19 protein-coding genes and 3 pseudogenes are annotated in these 24,527 nt (G+C 48.0%); 10 read left to right on the top strand and 12 right to left on the bottom strand.

Annotated features, from left to right (window positions below; genetic code table 11):
• Window positions 1–64: 64 nt before the first annotated feature.
• From LU633_RS14860 to flgL, 5 genes are all read left to right on the top strand, one after another.
• Entirely contained in the window at window positions 65–766 is a 702-nt protein-coding gene (locus tag LU633_RS14860; RefSeq protein WP_016189524.1) for a flagellar basal body L-ring protein FlgH, read from the top strand.
• A 9-nt stretch (window positions 767–775) separates the two neighbouring features.
• Window positions 776–1,873, top strand: coding sequence for a flagellar basal body P-ring protein FlgI (locus LU633_RS14855; protein WP_016189523.1), 1,098 nt, complete (start codon window positions 776–778; stop codon window positions 1,871–1,873).
• On the top strand, window positions 1,873–2,811 hold the full coding sequence (gene flgJ, locus LU633_RS14850) for a flagellar assembly peptidoglycan hydrolase FlgJ (protein ID WP_016189522.1): 939 nt from the start codon (window positions 1,873–1,875) through the stop codon (window positions 2,809–2,811). The genes LU633_RS14855 and flgJ overlap by 1 nt, the downstream gene beginning before the upstream one ends.
• A 241-nt stretch (window positions 2,812–3,052) precedes the next feature.
• Window positions 3,053–4,705 (top strand): flagellar hook-associated protein FlgK, encoded by a 1,653-nt coding sequence (gene flgK, locus LU633_RS14845; RefSeq protein ID WP_016189521.1) that lies wholly within the window; start codon window positions 3,053–3,055, stop codon window positions 4,703–4,705.
• 17 nt (window positions 4,706–4,722) lie between these two features.
• Window positions 4,723–5,688, top strand: a complete 966-nt coding sequence (gene flgL / locus LU633_RS14840; RefSeq protein ID WP_016189520.1) for a flagellar hook-associated protein FlgL — start codon at window positions 4,723–4,725, stop codon at window positions 5,686–5,688.
• A gap of 620 nt (window positions 5,689–6,308) precedes the next feature.
• On the opposite strand, the gene LU633_RS14835 is transcribed toward flgL, so the two are convergent.
• Complete coding sequence (locus tag LU633_RS14835) at window positions 6,309–7,211, bottom strand: LysR family transcriptional regulator (RefSeq protein ID WP_016189518.1); 903 nt, start codon at window positions 7,209–7,211, stop codon at window positions 6,309–6,311.
• 1,100 nt (window positions 7,212–8,311) lie between these two features.
• On the opposite strand from LU633_RS14835, the gene LU633_RS14830 reads away from it, so the two are divergent.
• The 3 genes from LU633_RS14830 (at window position 8,312) to LU633_RS14820 (ending at window position 11,905) form a co-directional block, all read left to right on the top strand.
• A complete protein-coding gene (locus LU633_RS14830) occupies window positions 8,312–10,864 on the top strand; it encodes a lytic polysaccharide monooxygenase (protein ID WP_016189517.1) in 2,553 nt (850 codons plus the stop codon).
• Between the two features lie 284 nt (window positions 10,865–11,148).
• Window positions 11,149–11,481 (top strand): phage holin family protein, encoded by a 333-nt coding sequence (locus LU633_RS14825; protein WP_016189516.1) that lies wholly within the window; start codon window positions 11,149–11,151, stop codon window positions 11,479–11,481.
• Complete coding sequence (locus tag LU633_RS14820) at window positions 11,468–11,905, top strand: lysozyme (RefSeq protein WP_016189515.1); 438 nt, start codon at window positions 11,468–11,470, stop codon at window positions 11,903–11,905. The genes LU633_RS14825 and LU633_RS14820 overlap by 14 nt, the downstream gene beginning before the upstream one ends.
• 411 nt (window positions 11,906–12,316) lie before the next feature.
• On the opposite strand, the gene LU633_RS14815 is transcribed toward LU633_RS14820, so the two are convergent.
• A protein-coding gene (locus LU633_RS14815; RefSeq protein WP_233481923.1) for an IS1 family transposase occupies window positions 12,317–13,013 on the bottom strand; the annotation gives its coding sequence in 2 pieces (ribosomal slippage) (window positions 12,317–12,761 and window positions 12,760–13,013; 699 coding nt in all).
• 161 nt (window positions 13,014–13,174) lie between these two features.
• A pseudogene (locus LU633_RS14810) lies at window positions 13,175–13,841 on the bottom strand (integrase core domain-containing protein); the annotation flags it as partial.
• Between the two features lie 868 nt (window positions 13,842–14,709).
• On the opposite strand from LU633_RS14810, the gene tnpA reads away from it, so the two are divergent.
• Together tnpA and LU633_RS14800 are read left to right on the top strand one after the other, a co-directional pair.
• Complete coding sequence (gene tnpA, locus LU633_RS14805) at window positions 14,710–15,156, top strand: IS200/IS605 family transposase (RefSeq protein ID WP_040465270.1); 447 nt, start codon at window positions 14,710–14,712, stop codon at window positions 15,154–15,156.
• Between the two features lie 110 nt (window positions 15,157–15,266).
• Window positions 15,267–16,307, top strand: a pseudogene (locus LU633_RS14800) (IS481 family transposase).
• Window positions 16,308–16,518: 211 nt separating this feature from the next.
• Here the strand turns inward: LU633_RS14800 and LU633_RS14795 are convergent.
• From LU633_RS14795 to fliM, 9 genes and pseudogenes are all read right to left on the bottom strand, one after another.
• Window positions 16,519–17,727 carry an IS256 family transposase gene (locus LU633_RS14795; protein ID WP_046371915.1) on the bottom strand — a complete coding sequence of 403 codons (1,209 nt, stop codon included), beginning with the start codon at window positions 17,725–17,727 and terminating at the stop codon, window positions 16,519–16,521.
• Window positions 17,728–17,797: 70 nt separating this feature from the next.
• Window positions 17,798–19,323 (bottom strand): annotated as a pseudogene (locus LU633_RS25965) (methyl-accepting chemotaxis protein); the annotation flags it as partial.
• Window positions 19,324–19,514: 191 nt separating this feature from the next.
• A complete protein-coding gene (rcsA, locus tag LU633_RS14775; protein WP_016189509.1) occupies window positions 19,515–20,150 on the bottom strand; it encodes a transcriptional regulator RcsA in 636 nt (211 codons plus the stop codon).
• A 645-nt stretch (window positions 20,151–20,795) separates the two neighbouring features.
• Window positions 20,796–21,581, bottom strand: a complete 786-nt coding sequence (gene fliR, locus LU633_RS14770; RefSeq protein ID WP_016189508.1) for a flagellar biosynthetic protein FliR — start codon at window positions 21,579–21,581, stop codon at window positions 20,796–20,798.
• Window positions 21,581–21,850, bottom strand: coding sequence for a flagellar biosynthesis protein FliQ (fliQ, locus tag LU633_RS14765; protein WP_016189507.1), 270 nt, complete (start codon window positions 21,848–21,850; stop codon window positions 21,581–21,583). Before fliQ ends, fliR begins: the two co-directional genes overlap by 1 nt.
• Window positions 21,851–21,991: 141 nt before the next feature.
• The gene (gene fliP / locus LU633_RS14760; protein WP_016189506.1) at window positions 21,992–22,726 is read right to left on the bottom strand and encodes a flagellar type III secretion system pore protein FliP; all 735 of its coding nucleotides are present in this window, start codon (window positions 22,724–22,726) and stop codon (window positions 21,992–21,994) included.
• Window positions 22,723–23,118, bottom strand: coding sequence for a flagellar biosynthetic protein FliO (fliO, locus tag LU633_RS14755; RefSeq protein ID WP_016189505.1), 396 nt, complete (start codon window positions 23,116–23,118; stop codon window positions 22,723–22,725). The genes fliP and fliO overlap by 4 nt, the downstream gene beginning before the upstream one ends.
• Before the next feature lies 1 nt (window position 23,119).
• A complete protein-coding gene (gene fliN / locus LU633_RS14750) occupies window positions 23,120–23,524 on the bottom strand; it encodes a flagellar motor switch protein FliN (RefSeq protein ID WP_016189504.1) in 405 nt (134 codons plus the stop codon).
• On the bottom strand, window positions 23,517–24,524 hold the full coding sequence (gene fliM, locus LU633_RS14745) for a flagellar motor switch protein FliM (RefSeq protein WP_016189503.1): 1,008 nt from the start codon (window positions 24,522–24,524) through the stop codon (window positions 23,517–23,519). The genes fliN and fliM overlap by 8 nt, the downstream gene beginning before the upstream one ends.
• Window positions 24,525–24,527: the final 3 nt, after the last annotated feature.

The raw sequence follows: 24,527 nt of genomic DNA, 5'->3' as shown, positions 1-24,527 counted from the left end.
CAGAAAAAGCCGGGCTTGCCCGGCGCTAATTACAAGAACTTTCTTTATTTAAGGTTGTGATTCCATGGCGAAGCAAATCTCGATGCCTGGACGTTTGTTGGTAGCAACATTGCTCCTGACGCTTAACGGTTGTGCGCTGATCCCCCGTAAGCCCCTGGTTGAAGGCTCTACAACGGCCGAGCCGTTGCCTGCTTCGCCACAGGTGGTAAACGGCTCTATTTTTCAGGGCGTGATGCCGATGAACTATGGCTACCAGCCGTTGTTTGAGGATCGTCGCCCACGTAACATTGGCGATACCCTGACTATTACCCTGCAGGAAAACGTCAGCGCCAGTAAAAGCTCCACTGCGTCAGCCGGACGCGATGCTAGTGTAACCGCAGCGCTCACCGCGGTTCCCGGTGCCATGGCCGGTCTGTTGGGGGGTGACAAGGCCACCGTGGACGGCAGCGGTAAAAACACCTTCGCAGGTAAAGGCGGCGCAACCGCCAACAATACCTTTACCGGAACAATCACCGTGACCGTTAACCAAGTTTTGCCTAACGGCAATCTGAAAGTCGTGGGTGAAAAACAAATTGAGATCAACCAGGGTACCGAATTTATCCGCTTCTCGGGTGTGGTTAACCCGCGCACCATTAGCGGTAGCAACACGGTCGTTTCGACCCAGGTGGCGGATGCCCGCATTGAATACATCGGCAACGGTTATATCAATGAGGCACAGACGATGGGCTGGCTGCAACGGTTCTTCCTGAACCTGTCACCATTCTGAGAGGTTAACATGTACAGAATTTTACAACTCACCCTGCTAATGCTGGCAATGGTCAGCAGCTATTGCCGGGCTGATCGCATTCGCGATCTGACCACGGTAGGTGGCGTACGGGATAACCAGCTTATCGGCTACGGGCTGGTGGTGGGGCTGGACGGTTCAGGGGACCAGACTACCCAGACGCCGTTCACTACTCAAAGTTTGAACAACATGCTGTCGCAGCTGGGGATCACCGTGCCTGGCGGCACCAATATGCAGCTGAAAAACGTGGCGGCGGTGATGGTTACCGCCAAACTGCCCGCCTTTGGTCGCCAGGGCCAGGTGATAGATGTGGTGGTTTCTTCAATGGGTAATGCCAAAAGCCTGCGCGGCGGCACGCTGCTGATGACGCCGCTGAAGGGCGTGGATAATCAGGTGTATGCGCTGGCACAGGGTAACATTCTGGTCGGCGGCGCGGGCGCGTCCGCTGGAGGCAGTAGCGTCACCGTTAATCAGGTTAATGGTGGGCGTATTACCGGTGGAGCAACCATTGAGCGCGAGTTACCCAATAACTTCGGTACTGGTAACGTTATCAATCTGTTTCTGAATGATGAAGACTTCAGCATGGCCCAGCGTATCGCCGATGCGATCAATGCGCGCTACGGTTCCGCTCAGGCGCTGGATGGGCGAACCGTGCAGGTGAGGGCGTCCGCCAGCGGCACTTCTCAGGTTCGTCTGTTGGCTGATATCCAGGATATCGATGTTTCCGTGCCGATTCAGGATGCCAAAGTGATTATCAACTCACGTACCGGCTCGGTAGTAATGAACCACGAAGTGATGTTGAGTAGCTGTGCTATCGCGCAGGGTAACCTTTCGGTCACCGTGAATCAGTCGCAAAACGTCAGTCAGCCCAACACGCCGTTCGGTGGTGGTCAGACGGTGGTAACGCCACAAACGCAAATTGATATGCGCCAGAGCGGCGGTTCGCTGCAGCGGGTGAACGCCAGCGCCAATCTGAACAGCGTGGTTCGCGCCCTTAACGCGCTGGGTGCTTCCCCTATCGATTTAATGTCCATATTGCAGGCCATGCAGAGTGCCGGCTGCCTGCACGCCAAACTGGAAATAATCTGATGAGTGATGCGCAATCTCTGATGGGTGCGGCTTATGACAGCCGCTCACTGAACAACTTGAAACGTCAGGCCAGCAGCGACCCTAAAGCACACGCACGGGAAGTGGCAAAGCAGGTGGAAGGAATGTTTGTACAGATGATGTTGAAAAGCATGCGTGATGCGCTGCCGCAGAATGGCCTGCTCAGTACCGAGCAAACGCGTATGTATACCTCAATGTACGATCAGCAGATAGGGCAGCAGATTGCGGCGAAGGGACTCGGTCTGGCCGACATGATGGTCAAACAGATGGAGCAGGCCACTGCGCCCGATGAAAAGACGGGCACCGTGCCGATGCTGCTGGATAAAAACTTTATCAGTACGCTGCCGCCGTTGGCGATGGAACAGCTGGTGCGCAAAGCCGTGCCGCGATTGCCCGCATCTGACGTGCCACTCAGCAGCGACAGCAGCGACTTTATTGCTCAACTTTCACAACCGGCCCAGCAGGCCAGCGCGGAAAGCGGGATTCCTCATCATCTGATCCTTGCGCAGGCGGCGCTGGAATCTGGCTGGGGGCAGCGTCAGATCCGCACGGCCGGGGGCCGACCCAGTTACAACATTTTTGGCATTAAGGCGTCGGGTGACTGGCAGGGTAAAACCACCGAAATCACCACGACGGAATATGACAATGGCGTGGCGAAAAAAGTGAAAGCGACATTCCGCGTTTATGACTCGTATTTCGAGGCGCTGAATGATTACGTCAAGCTCATTGGTAACAACCCACGCTATGCCGCAGTGACCACCGCCGCGACACCGGAGCAGGGGGCGAAAGCCTTGCAGGCGGCGGGCTATGCCACCGATCCGAACTATGCACACAAGCTGGTGGGGATGATAGCGCAGTTTAAATCCATGGGTGAGAAAGCGGTGAAGGTCTATACCAAAGACCTTGGCGACTTATTCTGATTCCTGCATTTTTCAACGCGTTAAGGACGCTCTGTAAGTACCTTTACTCTGGTCAGCAACCTGCATAAGTGCCATGACATGTCTGTACCTGGCGGCCTGTTGAGGCGCTAATTATTTGTGATTTATCACTCAAGTTTATGCCGTATGAACCGATAAAGGTTTAAGGCCGGATTTGTGTTAAAGCAGTCCGGTAACCATTGCTAATGGCGGCCCGCGCTGTCAGGGTTAAAAAGGAAGCGACATGTCTAACTTAATTAATACCGCCTTAAGCGGGATAAACGCCGCCTCGGCTGCGTTGAACACCACCAGTAATAACATCAGTAATTACAGCGTTGCGGGCTATTCACGTCAGACTACGATCCTTGCTCAGTCTAACAGCACGCTGACTGGCACTAATTATATTGGCAACGGGGTATCGGTATCCAGCGTTAACCGCGAATATGATGTCTTTATCACCAACCAGCTGCGCGCGGCCAGTACCAGCTCCAGCGCCCTGTCCACGCAATATTCCCAGCTGTCAAACATCGACAATATGTTTTCCAGTACCACCAACACATTGTCGACCAACATGCAGGGTTTCTTTTCTTCCCTGCAAACCCTGGTCAGCAACGCAGATGATTCGTCTGCGCGTCAGGCGGTGCTGGGTAAAGCCGACGGCCTGGTAAACCAGTTTCAGGTAACGGATACCTACCTGAAAAACCTCGACAGCAGCCTGAATACCTCGGTCAGCTCAATGGTTGATCAAATCAACGGTTATGCCAAACAGATTGCCAATGTTAACCAGCAAATTACCAAACTCACTGGGGCCGGTGCCGGCACGGCACCAAATGATCTGTTGGATCAGCGCGATCAGCTGGTGAGTAAACTAAACGATCTGGTGGGGGTTACCGTCAGCCAGCAGGACGGTGGCAGCTATAGCATCAGCATTGGCAACGGTATCAGCCTGGTGCAGGGTGACAGCTACAACCAGCTTGCCGCGGTGGCTTCCAGTGCCGATCCAGGTCGAACCACTATCGCTACCGTAGATGCCTCAACCGGTGCGAAAACAGAAATTCCTGAGAAACTGGTCGCTACCGGGTCGCTTGGCGGCCTGCTGGCTTTCCGCACCGATCTCGACAATACCCGCAATCAGTTGGGACAGCTTGCGTTGGGGCTTGCCAGCAGTTTTAACACCCAGCATGAAGCAGGTTATGACAGCAATGGAGATATGGGTGAGGCTTTTTTCAATTACGGCAGCCCCTCGGTGACCACCAACACCAGTAATAAAGGCACGGCGTCAATGACGGCGATGGTCGCCGACGCCAGTGCGGTTGAGGCGTCCAACTATAAAGTGAGTTATGACGGGACTAACTGGAACGTGACCCGTTTGTCTGATAACGCCTCGGTAACGACCACGTCCTCTACCGACAGTTCAGGCAACTCGACGCTCAGTTTTGATGGTTTACAGCTGACGCTGGGTGGTACGGCACATGCAAAAGACAGCTTCCTGGTCAAGCCAGTCAGCAACGTGATTAGTAGCATGAGCGTTAACATTACCGACGAGGCTAAACTCGCTGCTGCTGGCTCGGATGGTGGTGTAAGCGATAACATCAATGCGCAGTCGCTGCTCGACTTACAGACCAAAAAAGTGATTGGCGGTGACAGCACCCTGACCCAGGCCTATGCCAGCATGGTCGCGAATATCGGTAATAAAACCAGTACGCTGGAAATGACCAGCACCACCCAGACTAACGTGGTAACGCAGCTGACTAATCAGCAGCAGTCTGTTTCCGGCGTCAACCTGGATGAAGAATATGGCAACCTGACGCGTTATCAGCAGTATTACACGGCTAACGCGCAGGTTATCCAGACCGCCAGTGCCATTTTTAATGCGCTGATCACTGCGGTCAGCTAAAAGATAAGGAGTTAACGATGCGTCTCAGTACCGCAATGATTTACGATCAGCAGATGCGAGGCATCTCCACCTCTCAGGCCAGCTGGCTGAAAGTCGGTGAGCAGCTCTCATCCGGTAAACGTGTAGTCAATCCCTCGGACGATCCGGTGGCGGCCGCACAGGCGGTAGTACTGTCCCAGGCTCAGGCCGAGACCAGCCAGTATAAAATCGCCCGTAGTTTTGCCACCACGATTATCTCTGAAGAAGAGACTAATCTGCAGCAGGTGACCAGCGTCATTCAAAGTGCGCAAACGGCAGTCGTGGCGGCGGCAAACGGCACGCTGTCAGACGATGACCGTGCTTCTTATGCCCAACAGCTGACAGGCATGCGAGACCAGCTGCTTAACCTTGCCAACTCTACAGACGGTAACGGGCGCTACCTTTTTGGCGGCTATAAAACCGACTCTGCGCCTTTTACCCAGGATTCGTCCGGCAATGTAACCTATAGCGGTGGCACCACGGCAATCACGCAGAAAGTCGACTCCAGCCGGACCATGATAACCAGCCACACGGGCGATCAGGTTTTTATAGCGCTCACCAGTAACGCCAGGGCCGAGCCGGACGGTAGTACCAGCGAAGCCAACATCTTCACCACGTTAAATACGGCGATTAACGCGCTGAACACGCCGATTGCCAGCGCGGATGATGATGCCGTGCAGGCCTCTGAAGACGCACTTGACAAGGCTAACCGTGGATTGAGCAACTCGCTGAATAATGTTCTGGCGGTGCGTTCCGTGCTGGGAACGCAGTTGAACGAACTTAGCAATCTTGATTCAAAGGGCGATGATACAGCGGTGAATCAGGCTACCCAAATGAGCAATCTGGTGGATGTGGATTACACCAGTTCGATTTCTTCTTACACCATGCAACAAACCGCATTGCAGGCATCCTATAAAGTCTTTACAGATATGTCTTCAATGTCTCTCTTTAAACTGAACGGCTAAACCATCTGCGTTTTGGAGCGTGCTTAAACCGGGCATGTTCATTTTACCCGTCTTTAGCTCAAACTGTCTACTGACGGGTTTTTTTAGCTCTCATTCATGCCGATCAGCCCAGCAGTTTCCTTACTCAGCCAGCGAGATAATGACGTTTGGAAAGAGGGATCCCGGTAAGCGACCTTTTGTATTGTAGTGAATAACGCCCGATAAATTTTTCGGCCTGAGCGCAGGCTCACTTACTAATACTACCTTATTGAATTAGAAATACTGTCTTGCAGAACTGACCTTAGTATATAAATCACGACAGGCCATTTTTTGACAGTGATGCCTGACGCCATTCTTTATTATGAGAAATATGAGCAGGACGGCTCAGTGTTGGAAATAATGAGATTTTTGATACCATTAAATATTGTAATTTTTTTGATGTTTTCCATGATTAACTCTCAGGTTTTGTTTAAATTACTTGAGGAAAAATTTAATGTTGCGAATTTTTTGAGTTTAACCATGTAATTAAATATGGACCTGTCAGTAATAGATTTATATTCAGATAAGGTTTATTATTATCTGGTATTGATATTATTAATGGTGCGGTGGAATTTATAAAGAGAATTTATGTCAGGATGGCATTAATTTCCTCTTACACATCCGGCATCACCGTGCTCACTTTCGCTGAGAATACTGTCCATCGCCATCTTAAGATTTTTTTCGCACTCTTTCAGACAGTAGATATAGGTTTTTAATGCTGGGAAAGAATGTTCAATAGTGTAATTAAGCTCTGAATTAAAACAATTTTTGTTTTTATAAAACAGAACCATCGATTCACTCATTAATCCTATCGCATCGCCACTTTTAATCAGAAAGAGATAGTTATCAATGTCATCAACAATAACGACCTGAGCATTCGGGCAGGCATTCAGGATCTTCATATGCGCTGTTTTGATGTAGTGCTCGTGAAAGCCGTTTCTTGGGATGATAATAGGTATTTTCTTCATATCACTTACCTTATAACGCTCGGTACTGTTTGCCTGTAAATAACAGACCGGTTCACTGTAGAATTCCATAGCTGTGATACCGTTTTCATCAATTTCCCTGTGCGATATCACCGCCTGAACCTCACCAGAGAGCAGTGAATCCAGTGAGCGGGATGCATCGCTTGAACAGTAGGAAATGGACTCTGTTTTTTTTCTTTTCTTTATTAATATGTTGAACAGAAAATGATTAAGATTTTCAACACCGATCATCAGGCTTCGTTTGATACTCAGGCTGTTATTTTTCTGTGAAAAGCTGGCTTCGATTTCTGATATCTTCATGTAGTAAGGCATTATCTTTTCGTAGAGTTCCAGCCCTTTTTTGGTGAGGGTAAAATCATGGTCGGAGCGCGAAAAAAGTTTATATCCTAGTTCATCTTCAAAGAGTTTTATTCTTCTCGATATTGGTGATGAAGTAACAAAAAGAATTTCGGACGCTTTTTTGAGCGATTTTTCTCTCGCCAGAACAATAAAGCATTTCAAGTTAGATGAAACAAACATACTGCCTCCTGGTCGGGGTATATAGCGTCAACTTAGATCAGGTGAAATATAACACACTACAGAATTGTCTGGAGGGGAAAAATCCTAAGATTTTCTTATAATTTTCAGTGTGTTCATCATGATGCTATTTTTTAAATGACATTTTTAATTTTTAATCTTGCGTACTTTTGACCATGTGCCATATGATTTGCTCACGGTTAAACCTTATCAATGTGTAGAATTAGTACCAGTGATAAAAATAGTTCTTAATTGAAACTAAATAAAGAAAAATGATTATTAATTAAATAAAGCTGAACGCATTATCCGATTCGTGTTGGAAATAATACATATAAAAAGATATTACGACGCAGACAGGTATGTTGAGACAATAATCAATTTGTCACGATAATTTTTAACAAAAATTTAATGCGGCCAGCGTCTGGTAAAATTTCGTTCCAGCTAAAATGAATATCCTGGCTATTGAAGTGTCAACGTTTGTCATATTTTCGCTGATAAAATGTTATCGGGGAAATACATAGAAACGTACCACAGCATAATAAAGTTATATGCAATGTTAATAAATTATTATCGCTACAGAGGAAAGAATTTTTAATCGCAACTTGAGAAAATAGAAAAAATCATCATTACCTGATTTTTTCTTTTCATCATATCCAATAAGCATCCTCTCTTATTATCTTCGGTCTGCATGCGTATAAGACGTGTGGCTGGCTAAGACCTGTCTTTCCCTGATGCAGTTTGCTGACATTACTCAGGGTTTCAGCATTTTTCAGACAGGTGTTAACTCACCAAAATTTTTATATTTATTAATCATCGGTCATGCCAGGATTTATTAACACCTGTTGCCATGTGCCAGCCTCCATGGATGTATTTTTATTGTATTTGTTCTGCCGAAAACGGTTCAATTTCCCTTTCACTCAACGACTTATCAAAAAAATCATTCTGCGTTTTAATTATTGCAATTGAATGCGATTCGATGAGAGTTAAGATTAATTTCAGGAAAGCAACAGCGTAACTTAATGTTATCCAGATGCGCTGATAAACCGTCAGGGAACGCCTGGCGGACTGATATTTAACTCAATCATATTAAAATTGGAGTAATTATGTCTGTAACAGAAACGTCGACAAAAAATAGTGACAATAAAATCGTTCTGGGCTTTTGGCATAACTGGCCAGCAACGGGAGGGCAGGGATACAAGGGGGGTAATTTTGCTGAAATGACGTTATCCGAGATTCCGGTGCAATATAATGTGATTGCGGTTGCGTTTATGAAGGTTATGGATCTTAGCGATCGTATTCCCGACTTTAGACCTTACAAAGGTTCTGAAGCTGAATTCCGTCATCAGATTAATTTAGTTCATGCTCAAGGACGTAAAGTGCTTATTTCACTTGGTGGTGCTGACGCACACATCGAACTGAATAATGGAGATGAAGCAGCATTGGCAGCCCGAATAATTGAACTGACTAATCGATATAATTTTGACGGGCTGGATATTGACCTTGAACAGATAGCCATTACTGCCGCTGATAATCAGACCGTTATTCCGGCCGCGTTAAGGATGGTTAAAGATCATTTCCGCACGTTAAACAAATACTTCATCATCAGTATGGCACCGGAGTTTCCTTATCTTGCACAGGGTGGTTCTTATGGCCCCTATATAAATAACCTTGAAGGTTATTATGATTATATTGCGCCGCAGTTTTATAATCAGGGTGGCGATGGATTGTGGATCGATGGTGTAGGCTGGCTTGCACAAAATAATGATTCCAAAAAAGCCGACTTCCTCTATTATCTCACTGAAAGCCTGGTTACCGGGACACGTAACTATATCAAGATTCCGCACGATAAATTTATTATTGGTTTACCGACGAATAATGATGCTGCGGCCACAGGCTACGTTGTCAATCCTGAAGATGTTTATAGTGCGCTGGACCGTCTGGAAGCAGCAGGTTTGCCGATTCTGGGTTTAATGACCTGGTCGGTTAACTGGGATGCGGGTTTTACTGTCGATGGTCAGCCCTACGACTGGGAATTTATTAAACGTTATGGCTATCTTGCCGGAGAAGGTACGGTTCCTGAGCCAACCCCGCAGCCTGAGCCAGCCCCGCAGCCTGAGCCAGTGGCACAATGGCGTGCTGGCATCAGATACAGCGATGATGATGTGGTTCGCTGGAACTCACAGCACTATAACTGTGTAATGGAACACGATTCCAACATGTTCTGGACGCCAGATGTAGCCCATTCCCTCTGGCAGGACGCAGCGCGGCGTTATAAGCAAGAAAACACTGAAGCGGTTTCTTTCAACGTTTTTTCTGCACCTTCGCTTCGTCATGGTCATATTGGCACACCGGCCTCTCGCGCTTATTTTGCCTGGCAAAAAGGCCAGCTTAATGCAGGACAGTTGAATCAGCGTGAAGCGGGCAAATTTTTTCCACAAACCGCTCGCGGTTTGCAAGATCCCGTTGCACCTACGGATGTAACTAACGCGCTGCCACCACCGGACGGCAGGATTGCCAGTGCCAATCAGGGTGACGGTTTGTTCCTTGATGAGCCGGGAACGCATTGGGAAAAACACACTGTTTCATCGGCGTCAGTGCTGCAATTTATCTGGACTTACACGGCATTCCATGCGACCCGTCGCTACAATTATTTCATCACGCGTGAAGGATGGAATCCAAATCTGCCTCTGAGTCGCGCTCAGTTCGAAAGTGAGCCTTTCTTTAAAGTGGAACTCACCGAACAGCCTTTCTGGAGTCATGGTCCGGCACTGCGCCCGACAAACCCCACGGTACATGATGTGCCACTGCCTGTACGCAGCGGTTATCACGTTCTTCTGGCAGTATGGGAGGTAGCGGATACCGGCAATGCGTTCTACCAGGTTATTGACCTTGACTTCGTGGGAGGAGGTAATCCTGATAGCGCTACACCGGTTTCACCTGCAGGTTTGCACGCTGGAGAGGTGACCAGCAACTCTGTAGCATTGAGCTGGAACGCATCCGCCACTGCTGGGGTGACCTACCGCCTCTATCGCGATAATACTCGGATTCATCAGGGTCCAGAACTGTCGTTCACTAACACCGGGTTACAGGAGAACACCTTGTATCATTACGCAGTCAGTGCCGTTAATTCGGCGGGCGTGGAGTCGGCGAAGAGCCAGGCAGTGAAAGTTACCACCACGTCTGGTTCTGCCGGCACTGTGCTGCCTTCAGCGCCGCTTAATCTGCATTCAATGGGTGAAACTGAGAGCAGCGTTGATTTGATGTGGGGATCATCAGGCAGCAGTAATCCATTGAGTAACTATCTGATTTATCGTGACGGTTATGAAATTGCTCGCGTACCGGCTTCACAGCTCAGGTATTTGGACAGTGGGCTGAATGCTGACAGTTTCCATCGTTACTTTGTTTCGGCGCTGGATTCTCTGGGACAGCTTTCTGTGCCGAGTAATGTGCTGGCAGTGGCTACCAGCAGCTCCAGTGCTGGGGGCAATAATGACGGCGGACATAGCTATCCACAGTGGGAGCTGGGGACTTTCTATGCAACCGGGGCCAAAGTTAGCCACGTAGGCAAACACTGGATGTGTTTGCAGGGGCACACGGCCTGGGTATCGGATTGGGCACCGGGACAGAGCACGGTATTGTGGGCAGAAATCCTCTGAACCTATGTTGACAGTAAGTAAATAAATTAATGGCCAAATGGAACTGGCCATCATTACTTCCATGTCCCTTTATACAGGCATGCAAGTAATATAATCGAAATAATAATGCAGGATAAATTAACACTATCATTAAGTGTGATTTTATTAAAAACAACCATAATAATTTTTTTAATAAAAGATATCGAAAGTTCCACAGTGAATAATACCTTGCTGGAATTTTAAAAGTGGATCATGTTAGTAATTAATAGACAAATATTTTAAGTGTAAATATAACAGAGGTGACGATGGTTTCCCTGTTTGACATCATTCAGGAACATTGCGAAAAGTGGATTGTTGACTATTTGCCTACGCTATTTTCAGCATTATCGGCGCTAATAATAGCGTTCTTTATGGGAATATACGATAAAAGAAACTCAGCTGAAATTTTTGCAGGTCCATTTGTTTGCGCCATATTTACGCTTGCAATTTCTGGTTCGCTTGAATATCTCGGTTTGCCTGATAATACGATGAATATAGTGGGCGGCGTTATTGGTTTGATTGGTGTTGATAAATTACGCTATCTGGTTGAAGGGAAAATATTTAGTCGATCTGGAGTAATGACGAATGAAAATAAGTGATAACGGTATCGCATTTATAAAGAAGGAAGAGGGTGAGAGGCTTGATGCCTATCTTGGTGCAGTGGGTATTCCGACGATTGGCGTTTGTCATACTGGTGAAGTGCATGGCATGCCAATAGCAAAAAACACCCGCATTACCGCAGAGGAATCAACAGCGCTACTGAAAGAAGATTTACAAATGACTGAAAGCACGATAGCGAAAAATATCACAGCGCTGCTTTCACAGAACCAATATGATGCCCTGTGTAGTCTTATTTTCAATATTGGTTCGGGGGCGTTTGCCGGCTCATCGGTAAAACGAAAACTTAATGCGTGGGATTATAAAGGTGCAGCAGATGCTTTCCTGATGTGGAAGCGAGCGGGTAAGGATCTGGATATATTGCTGCCGCGTCGGCAAAGGGAGCGTGAGCTGTTTCTTTCCTGAACTCGAGTCCTGTGAAAAGACAAGCAGAAGAAAAAAGAAGAAGAACAAAATGAAGTTTTTCAGAAGCTATTTCGCTTCTGTTACCAGCCCCGTCACTGACGGGTTTTTTTTGCCTGATTACCAAAAATACAGGCCCTCAGTGAATTTCGCTCCTCGATTTTTCCATCACAATAACACGGTTATTTTAGAGCGGTTTCCCACTAAAGTTTATTTAATGCATAGTCGCGAGTGGCCGGGTCAGGTGATTTTTCCCGGGACTTATCGATGATGAAGTGAATATTTTTCGCCTGTGAAAAGTCCCACAGTCTCGCATGCTGGAAGAGAAGTGTTTTTAACGCATTGCAAATATAAGGTAGGGGTTGCCAGCGTTCATGAAAAAAGTCGTTGAGAAAATCCGGTCTTGACGCAGATTTATTGATAATGATGAAGAGTAAGATACCAACCGATGATCTTATCGTGCATTTCCTCTGTCTTAGAAAAGCAAATTGTTCTGCGGGTCAGTCGTTTGATATGTGTGCGAAGATTAAGATTATGTCGTTCTGTCCGTTGGGTATATTTCTTGCTCACCACGTGGCTTGTTGCACTTAACAGAACTTTATAAACCGGCCAGGCATCTGTCATATAAAAGGCAAGGTTAAATTTGCTTAACAGGGCCAGCAATCGTCGCAGGGTCGGGGCATTTCTCGGGCCGAAGACGTGGGCCAGAGCACGTTTGCGGATACGGTCATAAGCATAGAACAACCACCGGGGATTGCTTTTACACCGCACGTAAGACCATTGTTCACCGGCTTCACAGCAGATAACAACCTCCGTTTCGGGGTCGATATTCTCAGCTACCTGCTTTGGCGAAATTTTTTACGTGCTGCAGAACCGTATTGAGGCTGATACCGAGAACCCGTGCGGTATCGCGACATCCGTAACCATTCATGGCCATATTAACAATGGTCTGGTGTGTGTCTGGTTTGGCACCGGAGTAGCTAAAGTTGAGCAGAAAGGTCTTTGAACAATGCTTGCAGATGTAACGTTGGGCACCGGATGCTGAATGTCCGTTACATCGTACAGCATGAGTTTCATTGCACTGAGGGCAGACGACATCAACTTTAGCCATATGTTACATCCAAAGCGCAAAGCATACGAGATCAGCAAGTCTGCGTCACGACCGAAAATCCTGTTCGGCAAATAGGTAGCGTGACAGGTTATCCTGTGCAGCGAGCTGTTGCATCATGTTATCAAACATGTGCTGATCGGGTTTTATTACTGGATTGGCCCCTATATTTCCATACACTTTTTATCACTTAACCCATTACTGGTTCGCCGCTGCAGATATTCCCGTGGCGAACGATATCCCAGTGCGCTGTGCGGATGCCATTTGTTGTAATGTTCGAAGGCCTCCGCAAGATTCTTTACCGCTGTTAATCCGTCGGGTTTCGGCATAATGCTGATGTAGTCGCGCTTCATCGTTTTCAAGAAGCTCTCTGCCATCTCGTTGCTTTCCGGGCTGCGTACTGCCGTGTCTGATGAGACCGGCAGGCTGAACCGTTGCCTGTCAACCACTCCACAGGCGACGTCGGAAGGCTGCTGCCGAAGCGATGCTCCACCGCACCCGGCATGACGTCCTGTACGGTTTCGCTGTCATATCCACCGGTACTGGCCGTGCAGGGCTTCATGATCACAGCAGTCCAGTGCGAACGTGACCCACAGTTTTTCGCCATTATCACAGGTGAACTCGAAGCCGTCAGAGGGTTACTTTCACCGATGACCACTTTACCTGTATGCGCCCGTTTCGAGGGTGGTATTGCAGATTTACGCTCGGGCAGCAGCGCATTCTGACGCATGATGCGTATACGTGTTTGGCATTGATAATGGCCATGTCGTCAGTTTCTGATTGTCTGCGCAGCAGTGCCCACACCCGACGATAACCATACGCAGACAGATCGCTGGCAGATGCCAATTGATGGAGAGATAAGCCAGCATTCCACGCTTACAGAGAAAATAGCGCAATGTGTGCAGCGCCAGCTGAGGCAAGAATACAGGCGGCACAACACCAGACCTCGCTACCTTAATCAGACTTGCTGTAATACCGATCCCTTTCACCAGCATCCGGCCGCAATGTTTTTACCCTGTGCCATAATGCCAGTGCCGGAACCGTTGTGAAAAACTCCCGCACAAGAAGACACTGATCGCGGTGTTATATAACCATCTCCTTAAAACAGAGAACATTTGCCAGCTTATCGACAACATTGTTCAGGGTAGCCCCTTTCATCTGCAGCAAGATCAACTGGCAGGGTAGTCCCATTTCATGCTGTCTGAAACAGTACCTGCTTTTCTGCCAGCACACTTATTCCACGGTTTTCCTTGCAGAGTTAATAGTGCGCGGCCAGATTTTCATATCACACACTCAGGGGGCAAGGTGTGTTTGCACATTCGACTTAACAAAAAAGAATGGTCAGTTCCAAGGAATAATCTTAAAATTAATGGGTGTGAATCGGTTCGAAAAAGTGCGTCATCCCGCATCATTAATGCCCTGGGAGCGATTTTTTGTACGTAGGAATAATTTTTGTACAAATTTTCCACGCTAAAAATTTGCTATAAATGACAATTAGCGTAATCTCTTTTTGCTAGCGAATTTCCTGTGTAACGAATTTCATGAATATCTTTTAATACCCGGCCAAAGGCCGGGTTTTTTTATCAACACTAAACCATCTCCTGTGGAGGTGGTGATCGTTCATGTGGGGCTTTGCCCGTAGAATGCCCATGCTAAATACTGCCCCGGTTTGTTACCAGCAAATCAAGGAGTAAATAGCATGAGCAGATATGAATCCGCTTCCCACGTATTCTATCGCTGTCAGTATCATCTTGTATGGACACCGAAGTACAGATACAAAATCCTCAAAGGTAATCTCGGTAAAGAGGTTTACCGCAGCATCTACATTTACAGCAATATGAAAAAATGCACAGTAGTTGAGCTAAATGTGCAGATAGATCATATACATCTGGTGGTGAGGACGCAGCCGGGCTTGAGTGTTTCTGAGTTGATGGGATTTGTGAAAGGGCGAACGGCCATCAGGCTGTTCGAGAAGTTTCCTTATCTCAGGAAGCACAAGCTTTGGTGTAACCACTTTTGGCAAAGAGGGTATTTTGTGGATTCGGTGGGTGCAAAAGAAGAAGTAATTCGAAGGTATGTGCGGTACCAGGACAAGGTTGCCAAAGAGGAAGAAGAAAGGCAAATACAGCTCGGACTGGAAAGGTAGTGTTTAAGTGTATTAGTCGCGACTTGATCTGACACTGGACCTTGAAAGGTTGAGAGTTACCGGTTTTGATATGGGTGTCGAATCCTTATACAAAACGCGAGGTCACCCTCATGCTCCATACTCACAATCCCATCATCAAACACAAAGCCGGCCTGCTCAATCTCGCCGAATAACCCGGTAACGTCTCAACAGCCTGCAAGAGCACGGGCGTGTCACGCGACACCTTCTACCGTTATCAGGAACTGGCTGCTGAAGGCGGCATTGACGCGCTGGTTAACCAGAGCCGTCGGGGTCCCAACCTGACGAACCGCGCCGACGAAGCCACTGAACGCGCGGTTGTTGAATATGCCGTTGAGTTCCCGGCCCCCGGGCAGCACCGGACCAGTGATGAGCTGCGTAAAAAAGGCGTGTTTACCTCCGGCAGCGGCGTGCGCGCCATCTGGCAACGACACGACCTGGAGAACTTCCGTAAACGCCTGAAGGCGCCTGAGGAAAAGCTCGCCAGAGAAGGTATCGTGCTTACCGGTGCCCCAATCGCCGCGCTGGAGAAAAAGGCGCATGATGATGAGGCCAGTGGCGAAATCGAGACGGCTCATCCGGGTTATCTCGGGTCGCAGGACACCTTCTACGTTGGCAATCTGAAAGGGATGGGTCGTATCTACCAGCAGACGTTCGTGGATACGTACTCGAAAGTGGCACACTGCAAGCGGTATACGAGTAAAACACCGATCACTGCCGCCGGCCTGCTAAATGATCGGGTACTGCCGTTCTGTGAGGCTCAGGGACTGCCGATGCTGAGAATACTGACCGACAGGGGAACGGAGTACTGTGGTAAGGTGGAGCAGCATGATTACCAGTTGTATCTGGCCATCAACGATATCGACCATACGAAAACGAAGGCGATGTCTCCGCAGACGAACGGCATCTGCGAGCGCTTCCATAAAACGATTTTGCAGGATTTTTATCAGGTTACGTTCCGCAAGAAGTGATATGGGGACCTGGAGAGCCTGCAAACGGATCCGGACAACGGGTTGTGGCATGACAATAATGAGCGAACTCATCAGGGAAAAATGTGCTGCGGGCGAACGCCAATGGCCACGTTACTTGATGGAAAACGGGTCTGGGCAGAAAAGGATCTGAACCGGATGTAATCTGACAGACACCTGTATAAATAACCGGTAACTGTCAGATCAGGTCTGAGCTAGTACAGTTTAAGCCCCCTTTTAGGGGGCGGTGTCAAAGCCACCTGCTATGCAGGTGGCTTTTTACTATTGAGTTGAAAACTAGGTTTACAGGGTCGGGCTGCCTGTTCCTCCAGCGAGGCGGCGACCCTGTAAATAATTCTGTGTAACTGCCACCACGTCAAAGGTGAACGATCAGGCGGTCACCGAACTCAATAATAAAGCGGCTCATCGCCAGCCGACAGTTCTGGATCGGCATACTCCATTTTTTCGATGCCGACTGGATTGCCAGGTAAATAACCTTTCGCACTGAGTCATCCGTCGGGAATACCTTGCGTTTCTTAATGGCGGCACGGATCACGCTGTTCAGCGACTCAATGGCATTCGTGGTGTAGATAGCTTTTCGGATGTCAGACGGATAGCCGAAGAACGTATTGAGGTTTTCCCCGTGCGCACGCCAGCTTTTGCTGATTTGTGGATATTTGTCATCCCATTCTTCGGCGAACGCATCCAGCGCCATCCGTGCGGCCGCTTCTGTTGGTGCCTGATAAACGGTTTTCAGCCCGCCCGTGACCGCTTTGTAGTCCTTCCACGCCACGTATTTCAGGCGGTTACGCACCATGTGGATGATGCACAGCTGGATGTGAGTCTGTGGATAGACGCTGTTTATCGCATCCGGGAAGCCCTTCAGTCCATCCACGCAGGCAATCAGGATGTCCTGAAGGCCGCGATTTTTAAGTTGCGTCAGCACGTTCAGCCAGAACTTTGCACCTTCATTTTCAGCCAGCCACATCCCCGGAAGCTCTTTCCGGCCTTCGGTATTGATGCCCGGTGCCAGGAACACCGCTTTGTTAATCACGCTGCCATTCTGACGAACCTTAACAACAATACAGTCCAGATAAACAATGGGATAGAGCGCATACAGCTGGCGATTCTGCCATTCGGCGACCTGCTCTTTAACGGCATCCGTGACTTTTGATATCAGGGCCGGTGACACATCAGCATCGTACATCTCTTTGAACGTATCGACGATTTCCCGCGTGGTCATGCCTTTGGCATACAAGGATAAAATCTGGCTGTCCATCTGCGTGATACGCGTCTGATTCTTCTTAATCAGCTGAGGTTCAAAGGTATTTTCCCGGTCGCGCGGCGTGTTTAGCCCGATTTCACCGTCGTTGCACAGCAGCGTTTTTGAAGAGTAGCCGTTGCGGGTATTGGTGCCGGTTTTAGGGGCATTTTTCTCATGCCCGAGGTGGTCAGTCAGTTCTGCATTGAGTGCCGTTTCAACGGTCAGCTTCGTGAGCATGCGGAAAAACTGATTAAGGCCGGCCTCAGTTTTGAGGCCTTTGGCCAGTTCAGCAGCAAGGGCCTTAAGTTTCTTCTCGTCCATAATTTGCCTGTCTCCATTGTTGGAGTGAACATATCAAAAACAGGCAATTACACAATTTTAATTACAGTCTCGAGGCGGCTGCCGTAGTCGCTTCTTCTACCAGCGCGGCATTTTGCTGAGTTACATTATCCATCTCGGTTACTGCAGTGCTGACCTGCTGAATACCTTTGCTTTGTTCATCAGAGGCAGTCGCAATTTCAGCCATGATATCAGTCACGCGACGCACGGCTTCAACTATATCGGTCATGGTTTTACCTGTGTTGCTAACCTGGGACGATCCCCTGCTAATCAGTTCTGCCGGTTCAGCAATCAGCATTTCAATCTCTTTAGCAGTGTCCGCGCTGCGCAAGATTTCTCACCTCGCTGGCAACGACGGCGAAGCCACGTCCTTGCTCACCTACTCGCGCCGCTTCTACCGCTGCATTTAATGCAAGAATATTGGTTTGAAAGGCACTACTGTTGATCACCGTCGTAATCTCGGCAATTTTCTTTGAACTCCCGGAAATATTATTCATGGTAGCGATGGCATCACTAACAATCTCTCCGCCCTGATGCGCTTTACCGGAAGCATCTGCTGCAAGCTGACTTGCATGATGGGCATTGTCGGCATTTTGTTTCACTATAGCGGTCAGCTGTTCCATACTGGCGGCGGTCTGTTCCAGCGCGGAAGCCTGCTGCTCGGTCCGTGAAGAAAGGTCGGTATTTCTGCTGAACCCTGATAAATGGCCATTGCACCCTTGCGTACGGCGCTCACCGTTTTGATCGATCAGTGCCTGCTGCATTACTTGCAAGTTATTTCCTAACGTACCTATTTCACCCCGTCACCAGGTTTGAACGGGAGAGATAGAGATAAGGTCGCCCTGAGCAATATGTCCGATTCGCTCTACGACCTGATGCAGTGGGCGAATCACCACGCGACGAAGAAAAACAAAGGTGGCAAGCGTGAGCAGAAGGGCGACAGCAAACGCGCTGGCCATGAGCGCCACGCTGTGGCGCATTTCATACTGTGCTATTTATGGCATCCGAACGCTGAACACGGATAGCGATAGCTTTTTGCAGGAAGTCGCTGTAAGCATCATCCAGTTTACGACTAAAGTCTGTTTCCTGAGAGATAACGCCTTCAAAGCTGCCGTCTCGGGCGCTTTTTACCATAGGCAGCAGCCCCTGAGTAATATAGCGTTCAAAACGCATTTTCAGTTCGTCATTCAGGGCAGCGTCATCGGGCGTTTTTACCGGACTATTGAGATAGATATTAAAATTGTCTTTGGCAGCCTGAATACATTTTTCTGTTTGTTTAAGATCGTTGTCATACGTATCCATCTCTCCAATGTGGGCTGCCGTAGCGGCATGAATAATATTGAGTCGTGCGCTACGTAGTTGGCTGGAGCTGTCAGAAAGTGCCATGCGAATCTGAATTTCTTCGGTGACGTCATTTAATGAACCATTGCTTTGCATCAGAAAATAGCTGGCAAAACTAATACAGAGCGCAAAAAGTAATAAAATTTCGCCAGGAATAACGCTGAAGAGGAGTACAAGGGGCAGGTGTTGCCAGAAACTTACCCGGGACAGGTCTGCCTGGGGTTGTGATGGTTTCATGTCCTTTTGCTCTCAGTAAGGGAAGTCGAATCGACGTTCCGGCGGTTCATGAGAGCATCGGCAAAACCAGAAAAAGTATTAACATAAAAGTGCGATCTGGCTGACAAACTGTACAAAGAACAGTGAAAGGCAGCCCGTTGTACCAGAAAGATAATAGCCGGATACAACCGGCCGTTATCATGCAGACGAGTCTATCTTACATTCACGTAAATGCCGCTGGTTACATTGTCGGTAAGACGGACAACATGATAAATAACCTGTTTATTATGCGTTTTTATTTTACGTTTGATATTTCCCTTATGGGAGGACACGGTTTTAGCCTTAATTTTCATTTTATCCGATATCTGAATAGTATCGTGACCTGACATCCACATTTTTAGCATATTTGATTCAGTCTGACTTAACGTAAGTGGATTGGCATCTAATCCGGATGTATACCGTGAGGAGTTGTTAATTTCTTTCTGAAAATAACTGTCTAACAAATTATCCAATGTGGCCGGTTTTATTGATTTCGAAGTGATAATCAGATTCTTGCGAACATAGAGATATTCTTCGAAATGAATATTAGATATTGCCATAAAAATGAAAAATAATGTATCAGGGTTATGCATAATAATAGATCTTATTCGCTGACTGGCATCTCCTTCATGGATAAAACAATTTTCGTTAATAAACACGACGCCAGGCTGAATCTGTTGACATCTGGTTTGTAGCTGGTCTATGTCAGTAACGGATGTGATGTTTTTCTTCTTAAGACCTTTTGAGACCAAATAATCTGTCAACCCTATTCGGGTATAACTACACGTGTCCATTATAATTGTTGGCATTGTTACGGCCCTCACCAATTGTTATCCGCCTGAATTGACGATGAATTATACGATTATAGTATTGATAAAAGTAGGTGCTTTTATTTCATATCATTATTGACACTGCTGTGTTGAGTTAAATAGCTCTTCAAACCATGATTTCTGCACCAGTATGATGTCTGCCGTTTCAGCTTAATAATGGTGTTAATCAGACCAAACATTGAAAATATAACCTTTCTGAAATAGTTATCGACGAATTTCTGTCAGGACAGCAAAGGTCACTTTTTGTGAGTAGTGCCACTATCCCGCAAAATACAAAGAAATCTGATAGGATAATTCCTAAACAGCATTCATAAAATGAATGATTACTTGAGAAAGCTGACAATGCGGAAAGAAAACGTTCTGCGATAACAGAGGGTTATAAAGTGAACATTTCCATTTAAAACATAATGTTGTTAGTGACACCTCTGGTAACCTTTGGGAAGCATTTCGAGCCTTTTCATAATCAAAATACGCTAATCAGCATTTAATAAGAATGTTTTTCATAGTGAAGTTTCATTTATCAGAATTTCCTTAAGAGGATTCTTATAAAGAGGGGGTGAAAAATGCAAGTAAACATTCTATATACTTAACAATCGTTAAATTCACCAATCGAAATTCATTAATTTATCTGGAAGGAAGTTCACTGAGAATACTCGCGAGTAAATCAAATACTTCACTAAAGAGATGTTCACAGAAAGGGCCCAGTAGCGGCATCATCAGGCTCATAAATATGATGCCAAAGGATAAGGTAATCGGAAAGCCAATAGCAAAAACAGAGAGTTGTGGTGTCACACGGTTTAACAAACCCAGGGCCAGGTTCAACGTGAGCAGCAAGGTCACCAGGGGTAAGGCTAATCGCAAACCGTTAAGGAAAATCATCCCCGCTGCCCTGGTCAGCGCCAGATAAGCGTTGCCATTTACCGGATCGCCGCCAATCGGCAAGGTATGAAAACTGTCTGCCACCATAGAGATAAGCCAGAGATGCCCGTTAAACGTGAGAAATAACAGCATGGCAAGAATATCAAGAAAGCGTGCCAGAACTGGCATATTCAATCGGCTGGCAGGATCAAAAAAGGTGGCAAAGGACAGGCCCATTTGTAACCCGATCACTTCACCTGCGGTTCGCACCGCTGCAAAAGCAAACTGCATGGTAAAACCAATCGCCACGCCGATCAGTATTTGCTGCAGCAATAGCCAGAAGCCCCCGGCTGAAAATAGCGTGACGTTAACCTGCGGAAGGGAAGGAAGTAAAACACAGGTAATCATCAGGCCGAGGCCAATTTTGACCTTTTTACTAATAGATTTCTCGCTGAGAAGCGGGGCCGTCATTATTAACGCCATAATGCGTGCAAAGGGCCAGAATAACTGGCCCGCCCATGCCAGCATTTGGTTGCTGTCTACAGTTAACATCAGCCAATCATGTTCGGCAGGTTACTAAACAGCGTGCGTATATAATCCAGAATCAGATTTAACATCCACGGGCCTGCCACCACAATAGTAGCGATCACGGCAAGCACCTTAGGAATAAATGACAGGGTTTGTTCGTTTATTTGCGTGGCTGCCTGCAACAAACTGATCAGCAAACCGCTCACCAGCGCCGCCAGCAATAATGGTGCTGCCAGCGCCAGCGCAACCTGCATTGCATCGTGACCTATAACCATAACCGATTCGGGCGTCATCAGCGACTCCAAAGAAAAAGGTGAATTTACCAGGCGAACCACACAAAATGTTTACCGCTGTAATTAATTAGCCGCCCGTCTCATTACAGGCACGCGATTCTGCTTTTATGGAGCGTTTACAGAGCCTTAACACTACTTTATTTATGAATAGAAACTTTGGGCCAGAGAACCAATAAGTAACTGCCAGCCATCCACCAGTACGAACAGCATCAACTTAAAGGGAAGTGATATAGTGGCTGGCGGCACCATCATCATTCCCAGGGCCATCAGGACGCTGGCCACCACAAGATCAATGATCAGGAACGGAATAAAAACGGTGAATCCAATCTGAAAAGCCGTTTTCAGTTCGCTGGTGACATAGGCAGGAAGCAAGATACGCATGGGTACGGCTTCCGGTCCCTGTAAGGGGGGACTGTTAGCGAGGCGAGCAAACAGGGCCAGATCGGCTTCACGGGTCTGACGCATCATAAATTCGCGCAGAGGCTGGGCGCCCTTGTCTATTGCCACCTCCATACTGATTTTATCCTGGCTGAAGGGCAGGTAGGCATCCTGATAAATTTTGTCGAACACCGGACCCATAATAAAAAAGGTCAGAAACAGTGTCAGCCCGAGCAATACCTGGTTTGGCGGCGCGGAGGGGGTGCCCAGCGCATTGCGCAGCAGGCCAAACACAATAATGATGCGGGTGAAGCTGGTCATCATTAACAGAATTGCCGGAAGAAAGGTCAACGAGGTGATAAACACCAGTGTCTGAACCGGCAGCGACCAACTCTGTCCGCCGTTGGCTAACGGATGACTCATCAGGCCCGGTAACTGGGCATGTACTGTTGGGGCCAGCAGCATCAATAAGCCAGGCAGGATCAACGTACGCTTCATTCGGGCTTTCCGCGACGTTTAATTAATTGTTGCATGGCCTGACGGAAATCCACTCCGGCCTTTGACTCGGTCGCGCTGTCCTGTGGCGGCAGGGCGTGTAGCAGCGAAATATTGTGGCTGGTCACGCCCAGCACCAGTCGGGTATCTTCCACATCAACAATGACCACACGCTCACGTTGTCCCACCTGACAGCTGGCGCTGACTGATAAACTGTGCCCGCTACTACCGCGTTTTGGGGTGAAGCCAAGCCGTTTCGCTATCCAGGCACAGATTAGAATCAACAAAATAATAATGGCCAATACGCTGCTGACCTGAGTCAGCGTCGACGCCGTGGACATGACCGGTTGTCCCACCGCAGTTGATGGCTGAGTCTGGACGGTGTTGTTATTCATGTTAACGGCTCAAACGACGCATGCGTTCTGACGGTGTAATGATGTCAGTAATACGCACACCGTATTTATCCGCCACCACCACCACTTCTCCCTGGGCAATCAGGTAACCGTTAATCAGAATATCCAGCGGTTCGCCGGCCAGCCCATCCAGCGCCACTACCGAGCCTTGCGTCAGACGCAGCAGCTCTTTAATGGTCATTTTGGTGCGGCCCAGCTCCACGGTCAGCTTGACCGGAATATCCATAATCAGGTCGATATCCTGTAGCGACCCGGCAATTTCATTGCTTTCCAGCGATTTGAACACCCCTTCAGTTGGTGCGCTGGTTGTCGCCTGCTCATTCAGCGCGTCAGCCCACAGGTCGTCCGCGGAAATGTCGTCTTCGGACGGCTTCTTGGTGTCACTCATCGGGCTGTTCCTCGTTCATCGAATTCAAAATCGGGTTAATCAGATGTTCCACGCGCAAAGCGTATTGTCCGTTAAGGGTGCCGTACTGGCTGGTTAATACCGGTACACCATCGACATGGGCGATAATGCGCTCCGGTTTTTCGATGGGTAATACATCGCCAGGTTTCAAGGCAAGCAGCCGTGAGATACGCATCGACACATCGGCAAAATTAGCAATCAGCTCCAGTTCGGAGTGCTGAACCTGCTTCGCCAGGGTTTCACGCCAGTAGTTATCCTCCTGACGCGAGTTCTCCAGCGGTGGGTTTACCAGCGTTTCTCGCAGAGGTTCAATCATGCTGAAGGGAATGCAGATATTGAATTCACCAAGCAGGTTGCCAATTTCCACCTGGAACGGCGTGGTAATCACGATATCATTCGGTGAGGTGGTGATATTGGTGAACTTGACCTGCATCTCTGAACGGACGTACTCCACGTCCAGCGGATAAATTGGTTTCCACGCTTCACTGTAACCCTCAATGGCCAGCTTGAGCATTCTGCGGATCACGCGCTGTTCGGTAGCGGTGAATTCGCGTCCTTCAACTTTGGTCGGAAAGCGACCGTCGCCGCCAAACAGGTTATCAACGGCAATGAACACCAGACTTGGTGAAAAAACCACCAGCGCCGTACCGCGTAGCGGCTTGAGGTGGATCAGGTTGAGGTTAGTTGGCACCGGCAAGTTACGGGCAAACTCGTGATATGGCTGAATTTTAATGGCACCAACGGTAATATCCGGGCTGCGACGCAGCAGGTTAAACAGCGCCATACGATAGGAACGAGCAAAACGTTCGTTGATGATCTCCAGCGCCTGCAGGCGCTCACGCACCATACGACGCTGCGTGTTAGGATCGTAGGGACGAATATCATTGTCGCCAGACTTGCTGACATTTTCTTCTGACGCGCTGTCGCTGTCACCGTTGAGCAGTGCGTCAATTTCTGCCTGAGAAAGAATGCTGTCGCCCATGTT

The sequence above is a fragment of the Erwinia tracheiphila genome (assembly GCF_021365465.1).
GTDB classification, from domain to species: domain Bacteria; phylum Pseudomonadota; class Gammaproteobacteria; order Enterobacterales; family Enterobacteriaceae; genus Erwinia; species Erwinia tracheiphila.
The sequence above is the reverse complement of the archived record's forward strand: the minus strand, read 5'-3'. Positions and strand labels throughout refer to the sequence as shown.

Excerpts from the sequence above, each read along its gene's own strand:
- LU633_RS14825 (WP_016189516.1), top strand. The coding sequence starts at position 11,149 with ATGGTTTCCCTGTTTGACATCATTCAGGAACATTGCGAAAAGTGGATT.
- LU633_RS14855 (WP_016189523.1), top strand. The coding sequence starts at position 776 with ATGTACAGAATTTTACAACTCACCCTGCTAATGCTGGCAATGGTCAGC.
- fliR (WP_016189508.1), bottom strand. The coding sequence starts at position 21,581 with ATGTTAACTGTAGACAGCAACCAAATGCTGGCATGGGCGGGCCAGTTA.
- LU633_RS14860 (WP_016189524.1), top strand. The coding sequence starts at position 65 with ATGGCGAAGCAAATCTCGATGCCTGGACGTTTGTTGGTAGCAACATTG.
- LU633_RS14830 (WP_016189517.1), top strand. The coding sequence starts at position 8,312 with ATGTCTGTAACAGAAACGTCGACAAAAAATAGTGACAATAAAATCGTT.
- fliN (WP_016189504.1), bottom strand. The coding sequence starts at position 23,524 with ATGAGTGACACCAAGAAGCCGTCCGAAGACGACATTTCCGCGGACGAC.
- fliQ (WP_016189507.1), bottom strand. The coding sequence starts at position 21,850 with ATGACGCCCGAATCGGTTATGGTTATAGGTCACGATGCAATGCAGGTT.
- tnpA (WP_040465270.1), top strand. The coding sequence starts at position 14,710 with ATGAGCAGATATGAATCCGCTTCCCACGTATTCTATCGCTGTCAGTAT.
- LU633_RS14795 (WP_046371915.1), bottom strand. The coding sequence starts at position 17,727 with ATGGACGAGAAGAAACTTAAGGCCCTTGCTGCTGAACTGGCCAAAGGC.
- fliM (WP_016189503.1), bottom strand. The coding sequence starts at position 24,524 with ATGGGCGACAGCATTCTTTCTCAGGCAGAAATTGACGCACTGCTCAAC.
- fliO (WP_016189505.1), bottom strand. The coding sequence starts at position 23,118 with ATGAATAACAACACCGTCCAGACTCAGCCATCAACTGCGGTGGGACAA.
- fliP (WP_016189506.1), bottom strand. The coding sequence starts at position 22,726 with ATGAAGCGTACGTTGATCCTGCCTGGCTTATTGATGCTGCTGGCCCCA.
- flgJ (WP_016189522.1), top strand. The coding sequence starts at position 1,873 with ATGAGTGATGCGCAATCTCTGATGGGTGCGGCTTATGACAGCCGCTCA.
- rcsA (WP_016189509.1), bottom strand. The coding sequence starts at position 20,150 with ATGCCAACAATTATAATGGACACGTGTAGTTATACCCGAATAGGGTTG.
- flgL (WP_016189520.1), top strand. The coding sequence starts at position 4,723 with ATGCGTCTCAGTACCGCAATGATTTACGATCAGCAGATGCGAGGCATC.
- LU633_RS14835 (WP_016189518.1), bottom strand. The coding sequence starts at position 7,211 with ATGTTTGTTTCATCTAACTTGAAATGCTTTATTGTTCTGGCGAGAGAA.
- flgK (WP_016189521.1), top strand. The coding sequence starts at position 3,053 with ATGTCTAACTTAATTAATACCGCCTTAAGCGGGATAAACGCCGCCTCG.
- LU633_RS14820 (WP_016189515.1), top strand. The coding sequence starts at position 11,468 with ATGAAAATAAGTGATAACGGTATCGCATTTATAAAGAAGGAAGAGGGT.